This window comes from Micromonospora sp. NPDC004704, assembly GCF_053601675.1.
Genome location: NZ_JBSGCD010000001.1, coordinates 64,962 through 84,105 on the forward strand (window position 1 = coordinate 64,962; position 19,144 = coordinate 84,105).

General features: G+C 72.2%; 19 protein-coding genes. 7 read left to right on the plus strand and 12 right to left on the minus strand.

What is annotated here, in order from left to right; all coding sequences use genetic code 11:
• Position 1: 1 nt before the first annotated feature.
• From ACWEFB_RS00305 to ACWEFB_RS00325, 5 genes are all read right to left on the minus strand, one after another.
• The gene (locus ACWEFB_RS00305; protein WP_452280758.1) at positions 2-652 is read right to left on the minus strand and encodes a hypothetical protein; all 651 of its coding nucleotides are present in this window, start codon (positions 650-652) and stop codon (positions 2-4) included.
• Complete coding sequence (locus ACWEFB_RS00310) at positions 649-3,351, minus strand: FtsK/SpoIIIE domain-containing protein (RefSeq protein WP_452280760.1); 2,703 nt, start codon at positions 3,349-3,351, stop codon at positions 649-651. The genes ACWEFB_RS00305 and ACWEFB_RS00310 overlap by 4 nt, the downstream gene beginning before the upstream one ends.
• The gene (locus ACWEFB_RS00315; RefSeq protein ID WP_326558650.1) at positions 3,344-4,213 is read right to left on the minus strand and encodes a hypothetical protein; all 870 of its coding nucleotides are present in this window, start codon (positions 4,211-4,213) and stop codon (positions 3,344-3,346) included. The genes ACWEFB_RS00310 and ACWEFB_RS00315 overlap by 8 nt, the downstream gene beginning before the upstream one ends.
• Before the next feature lie 7 nt (positions 4,214-4,220).
• On the minus strand, positions 4,221-4,481 hold the full coding sequence (locus ACWEFB_RS00320; protein ID WP_326558649.1) for a hypothetical protein: 261 nt from the start codon (positions 4,479-4,481) through the stop codon (positions 4,221-4,223).
• Between the two features lie 229 nt (positions 4,482-4,710).
• Positions 4,711-5,091, minus strand: a complete 381-nt coding sequence (locus tag ACWEFB_RS00325; protein WP_452280762.1) for a hypothetical protein — start codon at positions 5,089-5,091, stop codon at positions 4,711-4,713.
• Between the two features lie 89 nt (positions 5,092-5,180).
• Between ACWEFB_RS00325 and ACWEFB_RS00330 the strand changes: the two genes are divergently transcribed.
• From ACWEFB_RS00330 to ACWEFB_RS00340, 3 genes are all read left to right on the plus strand, one after another.
• The gene (locus ACWEFB_RS00330; protein ID WP_363601624.1) at positions 5,181-7,745 is read left to right on the plus strand and encodes an ATP-dependent Clp protease ATP-binding subunit; all 2,565 of its coding nucleotides are present in this window, start codon (positions 5,181-5,183) and stop codon (positions 7,743-7,745) included.
• Positions 7,746-7,821: 76 nt separating this feature from the next.
• Positions 7,822-8,019 carry a hypothetical protein gene (locus ACWEFB_RS00335; RefSeq protein ID WP_326558646.1) on the plus strand — a complete coding sequence of 66 codons (198 nt, stop codon included), beginning with the start codon at positions 7,822-7,824 and terminating at the stop codon, positions 8,017-8,019.
• The gene (locus tag ACWEFB_RS00340; protein ID WP_326558645.1) at positions 8,019-8,369 is read left to right on the plus strand and encodes a DUF3140 domain-containing protein; all 351 of its coding nucleotides are present in this window, start codon (positions 8,019-8,021) and stop codon (positions 8,367-8,369) included. Before ACWEFB_RS00335 ends, ACWEFB_RS00340 begins: the two co-directional genes overlap by 1 nt.
• 144 nt (positions 8,370-8,513) lie before the next feature.
• Here the strand turns inward: ACWEFB_RS00340 and ACWEFB_RS00345 are convergent, their stop codons facing one another.
• The 5 genes from ACWEFB_RS00345 to ACWEFB_RS00365 all read right to left on the minus strand — a co-directional run bounded on the left by ACWEFB_RS00345 (position 8,514) and on the right by ACWEFB_RS00365 (position 13,426).
• Positions 8,514-8,750, minus strand: a complete 237-nt coding sequence (locus ACWEFB_RS00345) for a hypothetical protein (protein WP_452280765.1) — start codon at positions 8,748-8,750, stop codon at positions 8,514-8,516.
• Positions 8,751-9,138: 388 nt separating this feature from the next.
• Complete coding sequence (locus ACWEFB_RS00350) at positions 9,139-10,623, minus strand: S1 family peptidase (RefSeq protein ID WP_326558643.1); 1,485 nt, start codon at positions 10,621-10,623, stop codon at positions 9,139-9,141.
• A 358-nt stretch (positions 10,624-10,981) separates the two neighbouring features.
• Positions 10,982-11,953, minus strand: coding sequence for a LysR family transcriptional regulator (locus ACWEFB_RS00355; RefSeq protein WP_326558642.1), 972 nt, complete (start codon positions 11,951-11,953; stop codon positions 10,982-10,984).
• 100 nt (positions 11,954-12,053) lie between these two features.
• Positions 12,054-12,731 (minus strand): ThuA domain-containing protein, encoded by a 678-nt coding sequence (locus tag ACWEFB_RS00360; protein WP_452280768.1) that lies wholly within the window; start codon positions 12,729-12,731, stop codon positions 12,054-12,056.
• Positions 12,732-12,778: 47 nt separating this feature from the next.
• Positions 12,779-13,426: a hemerythrin domain-containing protein gene (locus tag ACWEFB_RS00365; RefSeq protein WP_452280770.1), complete on the minus strand. Its 648-nt coding sequence runs from the start codon at positions 13,424-13,426 to the stop codon at positions 12,779-12,781.
• 229 nt (positions 13,427-13,655) lie between these two features.
• On the opposite strand from ACWEFB_RS00365, the gene ACWEFB_RS00370 reads away from it, so the two are divergent.
• Complete coding sequence (locus ACWEFB_RS00370) at positions 13,656-14,984, plus strand: M20/M25/M40 family metallo-hydrolase (protein ID WP_326558638.1); 1,329 nt, start codon at positions 13,656-13,658, stop codon at positions 14,982-14,984.
• 90 nt (positions 14,985-15,074) lie between these two features.
• Positions 15,075-15,761 carry a hypothetical protein gene (locus ACWEFB_RS00375; protein ID WP_452280772.1) on the plus strand — a complete coding sequence of 229 codons (687 nt, stop codon included), beginning with the start codon at positions 15,075-15,077 and terminating at the stop codon, positions 15,759-15,761.
• A gap of 18 nt (positions 15,762-15,779) precedes the next feature.
• Here the strand turns inward: ACWEFB_RS00375 and ACWEFB_RS00380 are convergent, their stop codons facing one another.
• Positions 15,780-15,971 carry a DUF5703 family protein gene (locus tag ACWEFB_RS00380; RefSeq protein WP_326558636.1) on the minus strand — a complete coding sequence of 64 codons (192 nt, stop codon included), beginning with the start codon at positions 15,969-15,971 and terminating at the stop codon, positions 15,780-15,782.
• 63 nt (positions 15,972-16,034) lie between these two features.
• Positions 16,035-17,006, minus strand: coding sequence for an aldo/keto reductase (locus tag ACWEFB_RS00385; protein WP_452280774.1), 972 nt, complete (start codon positions 17,004-17,006; stop codon positions 16,035-16,037).
• Between the two features lie 210 nt (positions 17,007-17,216).
• On the opposite strand from ACWEFB_RS00385, the gene ACWEFB_RS00390 reads away from it, so the two are divergent.
• Both ACWEFB_RS00390 and ACWEFB_RS00395 read left to right on the plus strand, forming a co-directional pair.
• Positions 17,217-18,269: an LLM class F420-dependent oxidoreductase gene (locus ACWEFB_RS00390; protein WP_452280776.1), complete on the plus strand. Its 1,053-nt coding sequence runs from the start codon at positions 17,217-17,219 to the stop codon at positions 18,267-18,269.
• Positions 18,270-18,285: 16 nt separating this feature from the next.
• The gene (locus tag ACWEFB_RS00395) at positions 18,286-19,119 is read left to right on the plus strand and encodes an undecaprenyl-diphosphate phosphatase (RefSeq protein WP_452280778.1); all 834 of its coding nucleotides are present in this window, start codon (positions 18,286-18,288) and stop codon (positions 19,117-19,119) included.
• The last annotated feature ends 25 nt before the right edge of the window (positions 19,120-19,144 follow it).

Genomic DNA, 19,144 nt, shown 5'->3' on the forward strand with positions numbered 1-19,144 from the left:
GTCAGCGCACCAGGGCGAAGAGGGCGCCGGTGGTGAGCAGGCCGGCGGCCACCACGATGGTCACCGACTTCGGGTCCAGCCCGGCGTGCCGGCGGTCGGCGAGCAGCTTCGCCGGGGCCAGCCCGACCACCGGGCCGACCAACGTCACCACCAGGCCGAGCACCGGCATCCCGATGGCCAGGTCGCCGCCGTACCGCAGACCGGCCGCGCGGGCGGCGAAACCCAGGGCGTACGCGACCGCCGCACCGAGTACGCCGAAGACCGCCAGCAGCGGCTGGGCCGAGCCGGACAACTCACCCGGATGCCTGGCCCGGTCCAACAGGTCCCGCACCCCGTCGAGCAGCAGCCGCGGATCGGTCGGGGCACCCGCGGTCGGCACCGGTGGGTCACCGAGCCGGCGCACCCCGCCGCCGAGCCGTTCCCGCAGCGTCTGCCAGAGCAGGAGCACCTCGGCGTCGGTCGACTCGGCCTCCTTGCGAGCCTCCTCCAGCTCCGCCTCGGCCCGGCGTACCGCCTGCTCGGCGTCGCGTACGGCGCGTTCGGCGGCGGAGACCTGGCCGGCGTACCAGCTCTGCGCCTCGCCCCGCTCGGCGTCCATCCGCGCGGTCGTCTCGGCCAGCCGGCGGATCAGCTCGGCGTACGTCCCGCTCATCGGGCCGGTCCGTACGGGATGATCGTCTGCCCGGTACGGTGCACCGCCCGGTCGAAGAAGAGCCCGCGCCACGGCCTCGGATACCAGTCCGGCCCACCGGTGCCCGGATACAGCGCCGAACCCAGCTCCGCCCCCTGTACGTCCAACGCCACCCAGGCCCCGATCTGGTCCGTACGCGACGCCGGGCCCCCGAGGTCCGCCCGCATCCGGGCCACCCCCCGCCACCAGGCCAGTACGTGCGTACGCCGCTCCGGCCCGTCGTGCAGGATGTGCCGCAGGTGCTCCAGCCCCGTACGCCCACCGGCCCGAGCCGCCAACCGACCGGCGGCGGCGTCGACCGCGTACAGCAGCAGGTAGTGCGGTTCGCCCGGGGCGGCGCCCAGACCGAGCCCGGTGGCCGTCTCGCTCATCAACTCCGGCACCGTCTCCTCGTCGTACCAGGCCGCGTCGTCACCGAGGGAGTCGTAGAGAGTACGGGCGGCCGAGTCGGCGTCCGGGTCCAGGCACGCGATCGAGAACCTGGCCGTGCCGGGCGGATGTTGCCGGTGCAGTGACCGGGCCGCCGCGTCCAGCACCGCGCACGCCTCGTCCACCCGGGTGCCGATGATGGCGAGGTTGCGCCCGGGTGCCCGGGGCAGGCGCATTCCGGCCGACCGCGACTGGACGTCGATGATCTCGCCGAGCAGGGCGACCGGACCGCGCGGACCACCGGCGGCCCTGCCCTCGGTCGACTCCTCGACCGGTCGCAGGGCCGCGAAGTCCGGTGCCTCGGCCAGCCGGGGTACCGCGTCGCCGTCGAACAACCGGGCCGGCGCGGCGTCCTGCGGGCGCATCCGCCAGAGCTGGTTCTGCAGCTCGCTCCAGGTGCCCCAGTCGCTGGCCGACGGGATCCGGGCCACCTGGTTGCCCTCCGCCATGCCGGACTCGGCGTTGATCACGGCGTGGTGCCGGGGCAGGGCCTGGGCCGCGTCGTTGCGTTCGGCGAGGATGCGCAGCGCCTTCGGCAGCGCGATCCGGAGGGTGAACTGGGCGACCAGGGCGGGCCGTCCCCACAGCGCCTCGATCCCGCGTACGTCCTGCGAGGCGAGGACCAGGTGGATGCCCTGCGACCGGCCCCGTCGGGCCAGGTCCTCGAGCAGGTCGGCCGCCTCCCGGGCGACCGCGTCCCGACCGGCGAGCAGCATCTGGAACTCGTCCACCACCGCCACGATCCGGGGCCAGTGCCCGTCCGGGTCGACCGCGCGCAGCTCGGCGAGCTTGGTCACCTCGTGCCGTTTGGCGGCGTCGGCCCGGCGGCGCAGTTCCTCGGCGAGGAACCGGAGCAGGGCCAGCCCGAACTCGCGGTCGGTGTTGACGTTGATCCCGACCAGCCGCATGTGCGGCAGCCAGCTCGGGTCCCGCCGGCCCTGGGCGAACCGGGCGAAGGACACCCCCTCCTTGAAGTCGAGCAGGTAGAACTCCAGCTCGGCGGGGGAGTAGCGGGCGGCCAGCGAACCGATCCAGGCGAAGATGAGGTTGGTCTTGCCGGTGCCGGACGGGCCGCCGATCAACGCGTGCGGCGGGTAGTCGCCGAGGCTGAGCAGCACCGGGCGCCCCTGCGGGCCGTCGCCGATCGGCACGGTCAGGCCGGTCGCCGAACCTTCCTTCCACATCTGGTCCACCGGTGGCAGCAGGTCGGTGAACGGCGCCGGTGCGGGACCGGCGGTGACCGTCGCGGCGATCTCCCGGCAGGTGTCGGTGACCAGGGCGGCCGGCGGTGGCGGATCGAGCCGTACGGGCAGGCTCGGGGCGGTACGCAGCCGGGTCAGGCCGTCACCGACGAGGACCCGCTCGACGTTCGGTTCGTCGGGCAGCTCGATGCCCCGGACCACCAGGTGCACCCCGCAGGCGGCGCCGGTGCGGACCACCCGGTCGAGCTGGCCGCGTTCGTGCCGGGACAGCTCGTCCCCGCCGAGCAGGACCGCCACCCGCCAGGGTTCGGGACGCCGGCCGGTGGCGGCGGCCAGTTCGCGCAGCGATCCGTACTCACCGGCGAGAACGGTCTCGTTGATCCGTCGGATCTGGTCGACCAGGTCGTCGAGGAGGCGGGCCAGACCGCCCGGCCCGACGAAGGTGAGCAGCCCGGCGGTGGACAGCGGGGCGAAGCCGGCCAGCCCGCCGCCGAGGTGCTCCGGGTCGTAGCCGATCAGCCGGACCGCGCCGGGTTCGGCGCGGCCGATCGCCCGCAGCAGCAGGGCGGCCACCACGGCGTCGCACCCGGCCCGGTCGTCGCCGGCCAGGTGCACGTGTCCCCGGTCCAGCAGCGGCACCAGCGCCGGCACCGGTTCGGCGCCGGGCAGCCGGACCGCGCCGACCCGCAACGCGCCTGCGGGTTCGTGCCGGTCGGCCGGGCTCGGCCGCCACCGGGGCCAGGGTGCGCTGGCCGCGCCGGGCGCCTCGTCGGTCGCCGCCTCGGCGGTACGCCGGGCCAGCTCGACGAGCTGGCCCTCGTACTCGTCGGCGATCTCGGCGAGCCGGCGGTCCCGTTCGGCGCCGACCCGCTGCGGCACCCGCGCGGCGGCCCGTCGGGTCCGGGTCAACCGGTCCCGCGACCCGTCGAGTTCGGTACGGGCCTGGGTCAGCCGACCCCGGGTCGCGCCGAGCGCGTGCGACAGCATGCCGCGGACCCGGGTGACGAGCTGGGTCCGAACGTCAGCCATCGGACTCCCGCAGGTTCTGGGCGGCCACCGACCGGGCGTCGCGACCGAGCCGGTTGAGCAGCAGGCCGGTGAGCACCCCGGCGGCCACCGCCGGGTCGGCCGGGTGCGGCGGGGCGGTGGGGTTCTTCGGCGGTGGCATCCGGCAGACCCGGCTCAGTGCCGTCTCGAGCACCTCGGCGGGGAGCCCGGGGAGCAGGTCACGGGCCTTGCCGGTGAGTTCACCGCGCAGTCGGGGCAGGTCCTGTGCCCGGGGCGGGTGCCCGAGCAGCTCGGCCGCCAGGTCGCGCAGCATCGGTGGGGCGACCGCCGCCATCCCCAGCCCCACGTCGGCCGGTACGTCCCGGAGCTGGGCGTGGAGCTGGCCGCGGTCGTCGGCGCGTACGCGTTCGGCCACCCGGCGCAGCAGGTCCTCGGCGTCGGTGATCTCGCGGTCCGGTTTTGCCTCGGGTGAGTCCCGCTGGCCGGTCAGCTCGGTCACCCGGACCGACCACCACCGGTGGACCGGCCCGGCCTCGCCCTGCGGCTCCGGTACGGGCCCCGGTCCGGCGGTCGGCTGATCGTCGGCCGGTTCCCGCCGCTGCGGCTGCCCGGCGGCCGGTGGCCCGTCGCCGGCCAACCCGATGGCGGCCAGGTACGCGGCGAACTGGTCCTGTGCCACCCGCAGCGTGTGCCCGGCGGTCTCCGCGTGCTCGGTGGCTGCGGACAGCTCGGGCACACCCATCGGATCGGCCGATTCCTGGCGCACCCAGCGCAGCCGGTCGGCGGCCTGCCGGAGCCGGTCCAGCGCCTCCGTCACCAACGCCACCGGCAGCTCGTCGGCGGCGGCTCGTACCTGCGCGCCCAGTTCCTCCACGATGGACATCGGCGGCTCAGAGGGTCGAGACGTAGAGCTGCGCCTGCTCCACCGCGGCCAGGGTCGCGGAGAGACATTCCTCCAGTTCCTGGGAGGCCTGGGAGAGCGAGGCCTGGGCGGCGCTGACGGTCTCGTGTCCACTGCCCTCCAGCGCGCCGGCCAGGGTCTGCTGTGCCTCGGTCAGCTTCTCGCTGGCCGCCTGCACCGCGGTCTGGCCCTCGGTGATCTGCTGGAGGGCGGCATCGATGGCTGCTTTCAGCTCGGCGACGCTCGCCACGGCGGAACCTCCTGGGGGCGGGCGGGGAGGGCTCTGGTTTTGTTCTGGGGTCAACATACCCCCGTGGGCGGTTGTCGCCTCAGTGTCCGTTCCGACGCGCACCGTGGCTTCTGACGGAGCCCGAGGTCGGACCCCGGCACTCGCCATTTCGGGCAACATTGAGTCGGATCTCCGACAGAATGCCCGAGACGGGGGTACGGCAGCCGCCCGAGACGGCGTACGGCAGCCGTCAGTCGGGACGCAACCAGCGCGGCCCGCGTACCTCCGCCCCCAGTGCCTGGACGCGGGCCCGCAACTCCCGGTCGGCGGTGACCACCACGCAGTGCCGCCCCGGAGCCTCCGACCGGACCACCTCGACGATCCGGTCGTCGCCGGACCCGGCGGCGGACACCACCCGGACCGGGTCGGCTCCGGGGATGTCGCGGGCCGCCCCCTCGACCACCAGCACCACCTCGACGGGGCCGGGCAGGTCCGGCAGGCCCGCCTCGGCGACCGGGACGAGCGCGTCCCGCAGCCGACCGGCCGCCCCGGCCCGGTCCCGCCACCAGCCGTCCGGCCGGGAACCCATCACGTTCGCGGCATCCACCACCAGCAGCGGCTCGGTCTCCATGGGGTCAGCCTGCCACCGGCGCACGTTTGTCGGGCCTGCGGCGGGGTAGGCCACGCCGACCGTGTCTTGCCCGTCGAAGGGGACCAGAGATGACGCAGCCACCCGGTGACTCCGGCGTTGACCCCTGGGACGAGTTCCTGGCGCGGTACTTCGGGCGCGGTGAGGGTCGTCGTCCGGCGCACCGGGTGGACATCACCCGGTTGATGACCGCCGATGCCCGGGAACTGCTCGCCGACGCCGCCCGCCGGGCCGCCTCCGCCTCCAGCAACGACCTCGACACCGACCACCTGCTCTGGGCCGCCCTGCAACGCGAGCCGCTGCGCGAACTCGTCCGCCGGGCCGGGGCCGACCCGGACGCACTCGCCGGTGCCCTCGGCGGCCAGCAGCGCCCGGCCGAGCCGGCACCGCAGGGTCAGGTGCCACCGAACCTTTCCCTGACCCCGGCCGCGAAGCGGGCCCTGCTCGACGCCCACCAGCTCTCCCGCGCCATGGGCGCCTCCTACATCGGCCCCGAGCACATCCTGATGGCCCTGCCGCTCAACCCCGAGTCGCCGGCCGGGCGGATGCTCGCCGCCGGCCGGATCCAGCCGCAGTCGCTGCAGAACGCCAACTCGGAACGCTCCGGTGCCCCCGGACCCAAACCCGACCGGGGCACCCCGACCCTGGACCAGTACGGCCAGGACCTCACCGACCTGGCCCGCGCCGACGAGATCGACCCGGTCATCGGCCGGGCCGACGAGATCGAACAGGCGGTGGAGATCCTGTCCCGCCGGACCAAGAACAACCCGGTCCTGATCGGCGAGGCCGGGGTCGGCAAGACCGCGATCGTCGAAGGGCTGGCGGAGCGGATCGCCGACGGCGACGTACCCCGCACCCTGCTCGGCAAGCGGGTGGTCCAGCTCGACCTGGCCGGGCTGGTCGCCGGCACCCGCTACCGGGGCGACTTCGAGGAACGGCTGAAGAAGGTGATCGACGAGATCCGCGCCCACGGCGAGGAGCTCATCGTCTTCCTCGACGAACTGCACACCCTGGTCGGCGCCGGCGGGGCGGGCAGCGAGGGCGGGATGGACGCCAGCAACATGCTCAAGCCCGCCCTGGCCCGGGGCGAGTTGCGGGTCGTCGGGGCGACCACGCTGAACGAGTACCGGCGGCACATCGAGAAGGACGCGGCCCTGGCCCGACGGTTCCAGCCGGTACTGGTGCCCGAGCCCTCGGTGGACGACACGGTGGCGATCCTGCGTGGGTTGCGTGACCGGTACGAGGCACACCACCAGGTGCGGTTCAGCGACGAGGCACTGGTCGCCGCCTCCGAACTGTCCGACCGTTACCTGACCGACCGGTTCCTGCCGGACAAGGCCATCGACCTGCTCGACCAGGCGGGCGCCCGGGTACGCCTGCGCACCCGTACGCCCGACAACGACGTACGCGACCTGGAGCGGGAACTCGAGGACCTGCGCCGGGACAAGGAACAGGCGGTCGCCGACGAGCAGTACGAGCGCGCGTCGCAGTTGCGCGACCGGTTGCAGGGCGTACAGGAGCGGATCGAGTCGTCCCGGGGCGACAACGGCCAGCAGCAGGTGCCCGAGGTACGGCCACAGGAGATCGCCGAGGTGGTCTCCCGCGCGACCGGGATCCCGGTCAGCCAGCTCACCGAGGAGGAACGGGACAGGCTGCTGCGGCTGGAGGGGCACCTGCACGAACGGATCGTCGGCCAGGACGACGCGGTCAACGCGGTGGCCGAGGCGGTGCGGCGCTCGCGTACCGGGCTGGCGGATCCGGACCGGCCGATGGGCAGTTTCCTGTTCCTCGGCCCGACCGGGGTCGGCAAGACCGAACTGGCGCGTGCCCTCGCCGAGGCGCTGTTCGGCGAGTCCGACCGGATGATCCGGCTCGACATGAGCGAGTTCCAGGAACGGCACACGGTCAGCCGGCTCGTCGGCGCCCCGCCCGGATACGTCGGGTACGAGGAGGCGGGCCAGCTCACCGAGGCGGTACGCCGCCGCCCGTACGCGGTGGTGCTGCTCGACGAGATCGAGAAGGCGCACCCGGACGTGTTCAACATCCTGTTGCAGGTCCTCGACGACGGCCGGCTCACCGACAGCCAGGGCCGTACGGTCAACTTCCGCAACAGCGTACTGATCATGACGAGCAATCTCGGTTCGGAGCTGATCACCGGCACCCAGCGCAGCGTCGGGTTCGGCGGCGACGGGGAAGAGGACGAGAGCATCGAGCTGCGGGAGCGGCTGATGCGCCGGCTGCAGGAACACTTCCGCCCCGAGTTCCTCAACCGGATCGACGAGGTGATCATCTTCCGGCGGCTGGAGAGCGAGCAGTTGCGGCAGATCACCGAGTTGCTGCTCGAGGACACCCGGCGGCGGCTGCACGCCCAGGACATCGTCGTCGACTTCACCACCGCGGGGGTGGACTGGATCGCCGAGCACGGTTACCAGCCGGAGTTCGGGGCCCGCCCGCTGCGCCGGACGATCCAGCGCGAGATCGACAACCGGTTGTCCCGGATGCTGCTGGACGGTTCGCTCTCACCCGGTCAACGGGTGACGGTCGACGCCGCCGACGGCGCGCTCACCTTCGACGTGTCGGACAGCGGCCACAGCAGCGGACGGAACACGGCGGCGGCCGCGGCGGCGGCCGAATGAGCACCGCCGGCCGGATCGGGTTCACCTGTGTGGACACGGACGGTCCTGACGGCGGCACGGCGAGGGGAGTCGGACGGTGAGCCAACCCGAGGAGAGCCGGGAGAAGAGCCCGAAGACCGATGCGGTGCTGCAACCGCCGACCGCGAACCCGGACCGGACACAGTTGCGGGGCGAACGCGACCGGCCGGACCGCGACGACGCTGACCGTGACGAGGGGGACCCGGGCGAGGATGACCCGGCGGGGACCTCGTCGACCTCCCGGAAGGAGCGGTGATGGCCCGCGACCAACGCATCGAACCCGAGGTCGAGCAGCTCTGGCAGGACTTCCACGACCGGGTCAACGTCACCTCGGAGCAACTGCGTACCTGGTTGATGACGCAGGGGTCGGGGGAGGAGGCGTTCAGCCCGGATCCGGACCTCGACCTGCCCGAGCCGGGCCGGCAGATCCTCGCCGTGAAGCGCAAGCGGAAGGTCGACCTGACGCCCGAGGACATCGACGTGATGCGGGTGACGGTGGACGGGATCGAGGGGCTGCTCGACACCCGCCCCGATGCGGGCCCGAGCGACGAGGGCTGGCGCCGGGCCCTGCTCGACCTGGGCCACGACCCCCTGCTCGAACGCTGACCCCAACCGACCGCTGCCGCCGCAAGGCGACGGTCCGCCCGCCGCTGCCACCGGGGGCAACCGGGCCCGCCACTGCCAAGACGCCGGAAAGGGCCCCTCGGATATCGGAACGCGATAGCGAGGGGCCCCTTTCTCGATCCGGTGTCATTCGCCGCCGATGCTGGGGGCTCCCAACCCGGCCGACTCGGCGGCGTCCCGGCGCTCCTCGCGGAGCGCCTCCTCGCGGGCGAGCAGGGCCGCGTACTCGGCGACGTCGGCGGGGGTGGGCAGGTCGGGCGCCCGGCGCAGGAACGCCTCCACGTCGCGGGAGGCCGCGGTGTGGGCGGCGGCGATCCGCCGCGCGTTCTCCCGGTCGTCGTCGGGCGGAATGAGGTCGGTCATGTACCTACCGGTACCCGGTTCGAGGCGATTCGCACCTCTGGCCGGTAGCCGCGGCTGCGCCGGGCGGGAGTAATTCCTAACTCCCGTCGATGCCCGCACCACCGATCCCCGCGACGATCTTGCACTTGTGGCGCCTGGATCAGGGCACTCATCCGGATTTGTGTCCCACCACAAGTGCAAGATCGTCGCGCTGCCTGGTCGGCGGCGTATGAGTGGTCGATCTGCGGGTTCTGGGGCTTTCGAGAGCGGCGTGTACGACGACCAGCCAGAGTGGGGGATTACTCGTCTGGAGGGGCGGGTTGCGGGGTCCGGTGCGTACCCCGCAAACCCGCCCGATCCGTCCGGTCGCCGGCCGACGCGGGTCTTGCCCGCGCCGGCCGGATTCCGGTTACGGGTTGGTGATGCCGAGCGAGTAGCTGCCCGAGCCGCTGTACGCGTAGACGTCGTAGCGGTAGTACCCGGCGGTGCCGTTGTACGTGATCGTCTCGTCCGAGCTGGCGGTCTCGCCCGCGGCCACGTCGACCCAGGCGCTGCCGTTCCACTTCTGCAGGTAGAGGTCGAAGTCCACCCCGGACGGCCCGTCGAGGCAGCCGCGGTGGGTGCCGGAGACGGTCGACTGGTAGTAGCTGCCGCCCGGCTGGAACTGGCTGTTGCCGCTGGTCACCGAGCCGGTGTAGGTCGCCTCGTAACCGGTGCACCCGGTCGGCGGCGGCTCGCCGGGGCCGCCGCTGCCGGTACGCAGCGTCAGGCCGTACACCGAGAGGATCTCGTTGACCGGCTGGAAGTACGTGGTCCCGCCGGAGGTGCAGTTGCCGGAGCCGCCGGAGGTGACACCCTGCGCCTGCTGGCCGGAGAGCCAGGAGCCGCCCGAGTCACCCGGTTCGGCGCAGGCGTTGGTCCGGGTCAGCCCGGAGACGGTGCCCTGCGGGTACGTCACCGACGAGTTCTTCGCCTGGACGGTGCCGCACTTCCATCCGGTGGTGGAGCCGGAACGGCAGATGGCCGCGCCGACCGCCGACTCGGTGGAGCCGGCCACGGTCACGTTGCCTCCGGCGTAGTTGTTCACCCACGGCTGCGGGGTCCAGTTCGAGTTGGTCTGCACCCAGGCGTAGTCGTTGCCCGGGAACGAGGAGCCCCGGAAGGTGCCCGAGGCGACCTGGTTGAAGCCCTGGGTCGCGGTGCCGGTGGTGCCACAGTGGCCGGCCGTCACGTAGCCGCCGGTCACCGGGAAGCCGACCGAGCAGCGTCCGCCGCCCATGTAGTAGGCGTCGCCGCCGCGTACGTCGTAGAACGGGACCGGGGACTCGGTGGTGGGGACCAGCCGGACCGCCTTCGCGTCGACCCCGCTCGCCTTCACGAACGTGCCTGCCGCGGTGCTGTCCTTGGCCAGTACGACCACGGTGTTGGTGGCCACGTCGACGTACCAGCCGGCGACCGACTCGTGGGTCGCCTTGGTGGCGGCCCGGTCCAGCCCGTTCTTGACGCCGTCGAGTTGGGCCGCGCTGCGCGCCACCACCTTCGCCTGGGCGCCCGCGCCGGTGACCCGGTCGGCGAGCGCGGCGTCGGTGATCGCGACGACCAGGGCACCGCCGTCGGCGCTCACCCAACCACCCGCGTACGCCCTGCCGAGGGACTTGCGCAGGTTGGCGTCGGTCCGGCTGGCCTTGTCGTCGCGGGTGATCCGGTCCTTCGCCTCGGTGGCGGTCAGGCCGAGGTCACGTTGCATGGCGGCGAGCATCTCCGGCGCCGCGGCGGTGTCCGCCGCGCTCGTCGATGCGGTGCCGGGGGCCGCGGTCGCGGGTAGGGCCACGGTCGTGAGGACACCCGTGGGCAGCAGGATCACCGCTGCCACCGCGGCGAGTCTTCGCTTCATCCGTTCGTCTCCTTGGGGGTATGCCGGCTCCCGGCACGGCGGGCGAAGCGGGAACATGGGGGTTGCTTCACCACGCCGTGGCGACGCGGGCGCGTCCAACCCGGTGACCCGGCGATGTGGATGGTCCGGTGCCCTGCCGATCGGGGTTCGGTCCCGGTGCCGGACGGCCGTCGGCCGCCCGCCGGGACCGGATCGGGCGGGGCAGGCTTAACCTATCGGCCACATAATCGACGCAGGTATATATCACCTAGCTCATACCGCGCGGACCGGTGACCGCCCGACCGGACGGTCGCCGGGCACGCTCCCGCCACGGGTACGGACCTGGCGTGGAGTCGGCCCACACCGGCGGGTGGATCGGTCAGGCGGCGGCCATCTGCTGCGGTCCGAAGGCCGGGTTGCGGGCGAGCCAGGCGAGATAGTCGGGGTTGCGGTGCAGGGAATCGGTGTACGCGGCCACCGCGTGCCCGAGCACCCGGTCGGCGATCCCGGCCGCCGGTGCCTCCGGGTGCCAGCCGAGCAGCAACCGCCACCGCAGCGGCGCACCGGCCAACGGTCGGGTCACCAGACCGGAGACCGGACGGAAGGTGGCCTGCGCCAGCGCCACCGCCTCACCGGCGTCGACCAGGTCCAGACAGCCCCGGATGTCGGTCTCGTACATCTTGCGCGGGGTGAAGCCGGCCCGGGCGCAGGCAGCCGCGAAGCAGTCGCCGAAGCAGCCGTCGCCGGGTGCCACCGCCCACTGTTCGTCGCGCAGCATCTCCAGCTTGACCTCGTCCACGGCGGCGAGCGGATGCGCCTCGGGCAGGACGACGAACACCGCGTCGACCGCGATCGCCCGCCAGGTCAGCCCGAACTCCGCCGACGGGGTGGCGTCGCCGCAGACTCCGGCCAGGGCGTAGTCGAGCCGGCCACTGAGCACCATCTGGGCCAGCTCATCGACGTACCAGGAGGCGTAGGTGCTGATCTGGGCGTGCGGCTGGTCGGCCGCGAGCCGGTGTACCAGCCGGCCCACGAGCGGGCTGTTCACCCCGCCGAACCGGTACCGGCTCAGGGTCGTACCGGTGCCGGCGAGTCGGGCCGCCTCGTCCTGGAGCCCCTTCATCGCCGGCAGCAGCACCCGGGCGCGGGCGAGCACCAGCTCCCCGAGAGCGGTCGGCCGGGCGCCCCGGCGGTCCCGCTCGAACAGTGGCCCGCCGAGCGTGCGCTCGATGCGCTGGAGTTGTGCGGTGAGGGCGGGTTGCGCCAGTCCCAGCGTGGACGCAGCTTTGGTCACGCTGCCGGTCTCCGCGATCGCGCAGACCACCTTCAGGTGCCGCAGCTCCAGGTTCATAGCGTGACGGTAGGACTATGACGGGATCTACGGGAAGACCTTCGGCCAGTGAAAGATCCCCCAAACGAAAAGTAAAGAGCAACCGAACGGTCCACCAGGGCTAACGCGCCGCCCAGAGCAGCCCACGCTCGGTGATGGCCCGAACCTCGGGTACCTCAAAATCGTCCAGCTTATGGCCGACGGTCGATACGAATATCCGGCCCGAACCCCAGTTTCGAGTCCATATTGCGGGCAGGGTGACCGGTCGGTGCCACGCTGTCCCCGATGGACCGGCCCCCGTCGGGTCGGCCGGCTCGGGATCGAAGGTCACCGTGGCGAGTACGTCGTTGAGCGGGTCGGACAGCACCCAGTACTTCTCCGTGTGCAGGGCCACCGAGTCGATGCCGGCGACAACCGGGTGTCCGGCCCGTTCCGGCACCACCGTCAGCTCGTGGTGGACGAACCCGGGTGGGTGGTGTACGAAGACGCCGCCGGTGAGTTGGTGGTAGGTGGTGTGGTGGAAGGCGCCGACGATCCCGCCGTGCCAACCGGCGAAACCCGTACCGGCCCGTACCGCGTCGGCCAGACCGGTCGCCTGCGCGTCGGTGATGGTGCCGATCGACCAGCACTGCACGATCAGGTCGGCGGCGGCCAGCCGGTCGGCGTCGGTGTAGACGTCGAGGTCCTCGTGAACCTGCACGGCGAAGCCCCGCTCCCGAAGGAACGGGGCGAACAACTCCGTCGCCTGGACCGGGACGTGCCCGTCCCAGCCACCACGCACCACGATCGCGTCCCGCACCGCTGCTGCTCCCGTCCCCGGTGGACACCCCGCGGCGGCGGGTCCGGTCAGGGCCGCTGCGCCTCGGGCAGATCCTCAACGTACGTCTGCCGTCCGCTGACCGCGTCGCGGACCTTGTCGACCACGCCCACCGCGGGTTCGACGATCCGGTTCCACGGCGGCGTGGCCGGGGTGGTCGGGTGCGGGCGGGTGGGCGCCGCCTCCTCGGCGATCTGCACCCGGTTGCCGAGCCGGATCAGGTCCGCCTCGGTGGCGATCGAGTGCAGGGCCGGGAAGATCTCCGTCGCCGCGACCTCATTGTGCCGGCCCACCTGCTCGGTGATCTCGCTGAGGGTCCGCTCGAACTCCGGGTCCCCGGTCGTCGCGGCGGACAGGTCCACGAGTGAGCGCAGCAGCGCCGCATCGGCGGCGATCTCCCGGTCCGCGACCGGCTCGCCGTCCGGCAGTGCGCTGCGCACGCTCGGGTACAGGTACTGCTCCTCGGCCGACAGGTGCCGGGTGAGGGTCGCGGTGAGCACCTCGGCGACCCGGTGGCGCTGGTCGGCCGGCAGCGCCGGGTCGGCCAGTTCCCGGCACAGGGCGCCGATCTGTTCGTGCTCCCGGGCGAGCAGGTCGACCATGCTGAGCCCGCCGGGACGGTAGTGATCGTCGTCGACGCCGGCGGTGGGCGGCAGCGGGGGTAGGGGCACGGTCACGGCGATCCTCCTGGGAGCGGCACTGCGGTGAAGTAGGCGGATGTGGGGACGCCGACGGCGATACCCGTACCCGTGACGGGCCAAACCCGGCGGTCGATGTCTCGGGCCGGCGTCCCCCGATCCCGTCACCCTCGGTAGTCGGTCGTGCGGGACGCGGCGGCCGGGTCGGAGCGACCACAGGGCGGGCCGACCCGACCCACCACCGGGGTGGGCTGGTATGAAGAAACGCATGACCAGCCATGCCGCTCCCAACCATCCCAGCGCCACCGACGAGGTCGTCGACATCTGCCGTGACCTGCTGCGCATCGACACCAGCAATACCGGGGACAACGCCACCAGCGCCGGCGAGCGGGTGGCCGCGGAGTACGTGGCCGGCCAACTCGCCGAGGTCGGCATCGCATCCGAGTTGCGCGAGTCGGCGCCCGGCCGGACCAGCCTGGTGGCCCGGATCCCGGGCACCGATCCCGGTCGCGGTGCGCTACTCGTGCACGGGCACCTCGACGTGGTGCCCGCCGACGCCAGCGAGTGGTCGGTGCACCCGTTCTCCGGGGAGATCCGGGACGGCTACCTCTGGGGCCGGGGCGCCATCGACATGAAGGACTTCGACGCGATGGTGCTGGCGGTGGTCCGCCAGTGGCAGCGCACCGGCGTACGCCCACCGCGCGACATCGTGCTCGCGTACACCGCCGACGAGGAGGCCGGCGGCGACTACGGCGCCCACTTCCTGGTCGACCGGCACCGGGAGCTGTTCGACGGGTGCACCGAGGCGATCGGTGAGGTCGGCGGGTTCTCCTACTCGGTCAACGACGACCTGCGGCTCTACCTGATCCAGACGGCCGAGAAGGGCCTGGACTGGCTGCGCCTGCACGCGAAGGGGCGACCGGGTCACGGTTCGATGGTCCACGACGACAACGCGGTCACCACGCTGGCCGAGGCGGTCGCGCGGGTCGGCCGGCACACCTTCCCGGTCGTGCTGACCCCGACCGTACGGACCTTCCTGGAGCAGGTCTCCGAACTGCTCGGAATCGAGTTCGACCCGAACGATCCGGAGCTGGCGATCGCCAAGCTCGGCCCGATCGCGAACATCGTCGGTGCGACCATTCGCAACACCGCCAACCCGACCCGGCTCGAGGCCGGTTACAAGGACAACGTGATCCCCAGCCGGGCCAGCGCGACCATCGACTGCCGCAGCCTGCCGGGCCAGTCCGAGCTGCTGCTGGAGCAGTTGCGCCAGGTCATCGGGCCGGAGATCGAGGTGGAGTACACCCACCGGCAGCCGGCCGTCGAGACCACCTTCGACGGGGACCTGGTCGACGCGATGTCGGCCGCGCTGCGGGCCGAGGATCCGGGTGCCCGGCCGGTGCCGTACATGCTCTCCGGTGGCACCGACGCCAAGGCGTTCGAACGGCTGGGTATCCGCTGCTTCGGCTTCGCCCCGCTGCGCCTGCCCGCGGACCTGAACTTCTCCGCGTTGTTCCATGGCATTGACGAGCGCGTACCGGTCGACGGACTACAGTTCGGCGTGCGGGTACTCGACCGGTTCCTGCGCGGCAGCTAGCCGCGCCGGAGCAGTTCGCAAACCGGGGCGTTACCGACACGCCGCGGCATCATGTCCCGCGTTATGCCACCTCGAAGGGAAAGCCACACCATGACCGACCAGCACGCCGAGCTGGACGCCGCCCTGGAGCGGGTCATCTCGACCGCTCGGGCCCACCTCGCCGCGGTCAAGGCCGCCGAGGGCCGGATCGACGACGACGACGTCTGGCAGGCGTACGTCGCGCTCAACAACGCCTCGTTCGAGTACGACGAGCGGCTGCTCGACGCATTCGGCGAGGTCACTCCCTGGGACGTGGAGTCGATCGACCCGAACGAGGCCGACGAGCGGTTCGGTGTCGGCCTGGGCGGCGTCGACGGCAACGAGTCGACCGACCCGCACCCGCGGGTGCTCTCGGTCCGCCAGCGGCGCGACTACCGGGTGCCCAGCGTCGCGGCACTGATCCGGGTGGCCGAGGCCGCCCGCCGCGCCGCCGCCGGCGAGGACGAGGAGTCCGAGCCGGTCGAGGGAGTCGGCGAAGCGGTCCTGGAGCTGCTCCAGACCGGCGACGGCTCGCTCGGCGCCCTCGACATCCCGGAACTGGAGCCGCTCGACGGCCTGGTGATCGTCAGCGAGGTGGCGGAGCCGCTCAACCTCGAGTCGTTCGACGACGACGACAGCGCCGGGCCGTTCCAGCCGGGTGCCGAGGACCAGCTCGTCGGCCGGCTCGACGAACACCCGTTCCTGCCGACCGACGCCGAGCACGACCACGATCACGACCACGAGCACTCGGCCCGATAGTCGGCCGGCAGTCGCGAATCAGTAGGAGAGGCCCGGTTGCGACGTTTGTGCCAGGCGGCGACGCAGCACCACCTGCCGCGTACCGTCCCGGAACAGTCGCACCCGGGCCAGCTCCCAACCGGAGAATTCGGCCTGGATCGCCAGTTGAGCCGCGGCGGTCATCCGATCGACGTTCGACGGCAACCGTAGCGGGGCGTATTCGTAGTCCATGCCCCCTATCCTGCCCACGCCCGTCCGGAGACACCAGTCCTTGAGATCGGGACGACTACCCGGTCAGCCGTCCCGCTCCGGATAGCCGACCGGTACGGCCGACACGTCGTCCAGGGCACGGGCGATCTCCCCCGGCAGGGTCATCCGTTCGACCGCCAGCGCGCCGAGCAGTTGGCCGACCGTACGGGCGCCCAGGATCGGGGCGACCACACCGGGCCGGTCGCGTACCCAGGCCAGGGCCACCTCCAGGGGTGACACGCCCAGTCCGCCGGCCGCCGTGGCGACCGCCTCCACGATGCTGGAGCAGCGGGGCTCCAGGTAACTGGCGACGAAGCGCTCGAAGTGCGGCGAGGCGGCCCGCGAGTCGGCCGGCCGCCCGTGCCGGTACTTGCCGGTCAGCACCCCCCGACCCAGCGGCGACCAGGGCAGGACACCCAGCCCCAGGCCCTCGCAGGCGGGCAGCACCTCACGCTCGATGCCGCGCTCCAGCAGCGAGTACTCCACCTGGGCGGCGATCACCGGCGCCCGGCCGGGGAACGCCGCCTGCCAGGTGGCGGCCCGCGCGGTCTGCCAGCCGGAGAAGTTCGACACCCCGACGTACCGGACCCGACCGCTGTTCACCGCGTGGTCCATGGCGCCGAGGGTCTCCTCGATCGGGGTGTCCGGGTCGTAACCGTGCACCTGCCACAGGTCCACGTGGTCCGTACCCAGCCGGCGCAGCGAGGCGTCCAGGGTCCGCAGCAGGTGACCCCGCGAGCCGTCGCGCCGTCGCGACGACCCCGGCCGCAGCCCCGCCTTGGTCGCGATCAGCAGGTCCTCGCGGGGGACCAGGGTGCCGAGCAGGGACCCGATCACCGACTCCGCGTCGCCGTCGGAATACACGTCGGCGGTGTCGACCAGGTTCCCGCCGGCATCGAGAAAGCTCTTCAGTTGGGCGGCCGCATCGTCGGCGTCGGTGTCCCGACCCCAGGTCATGGTGCCGAGCGCGAGCCGCGAAACCGCCAGCCCGCTTCGGCCGAGCGGTCGCTGTTGCATGGGTGAACCTTATTCAGAACATCGCCGAACCGATATCCTCGCTCCCGCTGATGTGTGCCGCGCCGCGTGTTTCGGACCTGCATGAACGCCCGAATGACGGCCTTCCGACACCACTGCACCATTCCGACGGCGCGTTGCCCACCGGGTGACCGGGCTGTTCCCGGTCATTGCGTACCCTGATGCGACTTGGCACGCGGATGGGGAGGACCAGTGCGACTCGGGCTCAGCCTCGGCTACCAGACGGCGTGGAGCACACCCGCCGACCACCTCCTCCTGGCGCAGGAGGCGGACCGGCTCGGCTATTCGGTGGTCTGGGCCGCCGAGGCGTACGGGTCGGACTCACCCAGCATGCTCGCCTGGATGGCGGGGCAGACCGAGCGGATCGACCTCGGTGCGGCGGTGATGCAGATCCCGGCGCGTACCCCGGCGGCGACGGCGATGACCGCGGCGACCATCGACACCCTCTCCGGTGGCCGGTTCCGGCTCGGGCTCGGCGTCTCCGGGCCACAGGTCTCCGAGGGCTGGCACGGCGTACGTTTCGCCAAGCCGCTGGCCCGCACCCGGGAGTACGTCGACATCGTCAAGCTCGCGCTCGGCCGCAAGCAGGTCGAGTACGACGGGGTCCACTACCAGCTCCCGCTGCCCGACGGACCGGGCAAGGCGCTCCGGCTCGGCTTCCACCCGTACCGCGAGCACGTGCCGATCTATCTCGCCGCGGTCGGGCCGAAGAACCTGGAACTCGCCGGTGAGATCGCCGACGGCTGGTTGGCGGTCTTCTTCGCGCCCGAGTTCGCCGCCGAGCAGTTGGCCGCGGTGGCCGCAGGCAGGGCCAAGGCGGGCAGGGAACTGGCCGGCTTCGACGTCGTACCGAGCGTCCCGCTGGTGCTCGGCGACGACATCGCCGCCTCCGCGGAACTCGTCCGCTGGTACGCCGCGCTCTACGTCGGTGGCATGGGCAGCCGGGAGCAGAACTTCTACAACCAGCTCGCCACCCGGATGGGGTACGGCGACGCCGCCCGCGAGGTGCAGGAGCTGTACCTGGCCAAGCGGCAGCGGGACGCGGCGGCGGCGGTGCCGCTGGAGTTCATCGACCGGACCTCGCTGCTCGGCCCCAAGGAGCGGATCGCCGACCGGATGCGCGAGTACGCCGCGTCCGGGGTGACCACCCTGTCGGTCACCCTCTTCGTCGCCGATGTCGAGAGCGGGGTGCAGGCGTTGCGGACCGCCGCCGAGGCGCTGGAGCTGTCCGGGGTGGGCGAGTGAGCGGGGCGGTGAGCGGATGAGCTGGATCGAGGCGATCGTGCTCGGCCTCGTACAGGGGCTGACCGAGTTCCTGCCGGTGAGTTCGTCGGCGCACCTGCGGATCACCTCGGCGATCTTCTTCGACCGGGACGCAGGGGCCTCGTTCACCGCGGTCACCCAGCTCGGCACCGAGGCGGCCGTGCTGGTCTACTTCGCCAAGGACATCTGGCGGATCACCCGGATCTGGGTGGTCGGGATCTGGGACCGTTCGGTACGCGGCAGCCTGGACTACCGGATGGGCTGGTACGTCATCGTCGGCTCGATCCCGATCGGGGTCTTCGGACTGGTGTTCAAGGACCAGATCCGGACCGCCGCGCGGAACCTGTGGCTGGTCGCCACCGTCTTGATCGTCTTCGCCTTCGTGCTCGCCTTCGCCGAGTACTGGGGCCGGCAGACCCGGACGATCAAGGACTTCACCATGCGCGACGGCGTCGTGATGGGGCTGGCCCAGGCGGCGGCGCTGGTCCCCGGCGTGTCCCGCTCCGGCGGCACCCTCACCGCCGGCCTCTTCCTGAACCTGACCCGCGAGGCCGCCGCCCGGTACTCGTTCCTGCTGGCCATTCCGGCGGTGGTGATGTCCGGTCTGTTCAGCATCCCGGACGTCTTCGACAACAGCGGCGACGGCTCCATCCCGACCGTCGCCCAGATGATCGTGGCCACCGTGATCGCGTTCGCGGTCGGGTACGTCTCCATCGCCTGGCTGCTGCGTTATGTCGCCCACCACACCCTGTACGCCTTCGTGCTCTACCGGGTCGCCCTGGGCAGCCTGGTCCTGGCCCTGCTCATCACCGGCACCATCACCGCCACCTGAGCCGCTGGTAAGCGCCACCTGAGCC

What these genes read in the sequence shown, in the direction of transcription:
- ACWEFB_RS00305 (WP_452280758.1), bottom strand. Translation starts at nt 652, where the DNA reads ATGAGCGGGACGTACGCCGAGCTGATCCGCCGGCTGGCCGAGACGACC.
- ACWEFB_RS00310 (WP_452280760.1), bottom strand. Translation starts at nt 3,351, where the DNA reads ATGGCTGACGTTCGGACCCAGCTCGTCACCCGGGTCCGCGGCATGCTG.
- ACWEFB_RS00315 (WP_326558650.1), bottom strand. Translation starts at nt 4,213, where the DNA reads ATGTCCATCGTGGAGGAACTGGGCGCGCAGGTACGAGCCGCCGCCGAC.
- ACWEFB_RS00325 (WP_452280762.1), bottom strand. Translation starts at nt 5,091, where the DNA reads ATGGAGACCGAGCCGCTGCTGGTGGTGGATGCCGCGAACGTGATGGGT.
- ACWEFB_RS00330 (WP_363601624.1), top strand. Translation starts at nt 5,181, where the DNA reads ATGACGCAGCCACCCGGTGACTCCGGCGTTGACCCCTGGGACGAGTTC.
- ACWEFB_RS00340 (WP_326558645.1), top strand. Translation starts at nt 8,019, where the DNA reads ATGGCCCGCGACCAACGCATCGAACCCGAGGTCGAGCAGCTCTGGCAG.
- ACWEFB_RS00345 (WP_452280765.1), bottom strand. Translation starts at nt 8,750, where the DNA reads ATGACCGACCTCATTCCGCCCGACGACGACCGGGAGAACGCGCGGCGG.
- ACWEFB_RS00350 (WP_326558643.1), bottom strand. Translation starts at nt 10,623, where the DNA reads ATGAAGCGAAGACTCGCCGCGGTGGCAGCGGTGATCCTGCTGCCCACG.
- ACWEFB_RS00355 (WP_326558642.1), bottom strand. Translation starts at nt 11,953, where the DNA reads ATGAACCTGGAGCTGCGGCACCTGAAGGTGGTCTGCGCGATCGCGGAG.
- ACWEFB_RS00370 (WP_326558638.1), top strand. Translation starts at nt 13,656, where the DNA reads ATGACCAGCCATGCCGCTCCCAACCATCCCAGCGCCACCGACGAGGTC.
- ACWEFB_RS00375 (WP_452280772.1), top strand. Translation starts at nt 15,075, where the DNA reads ATGACCGACCAGCACGCCGAGCTGGACGCCGCCCTGGAGCGGGTCATC.
- ACWEFB_RS00380 (WP_326558636.1), bottom strand. Translation starts at nt 15,971, where the DNA reads ATGGACTACGAATACGCCCCGCTACGGTTGCCGTCGAACGTCGATCGG.
- ACWEFB_RS00385 (WP_452280774.1), bottom strand. Translation starts at nt 17,006, where the DNA reads ATGCAACAGCGACCGCTCGGCCGAAGCGGGCTGGCGGTTTCGCGGCTC.
- ACWEFB_RS00395 (WP_452280778.1), top strand. Translation starts at nt 18,286, where the DNA reads ATGAGCTGGATCGAGGCGATCGTGCTCGGCCTCGTACAGGGGCTGACC.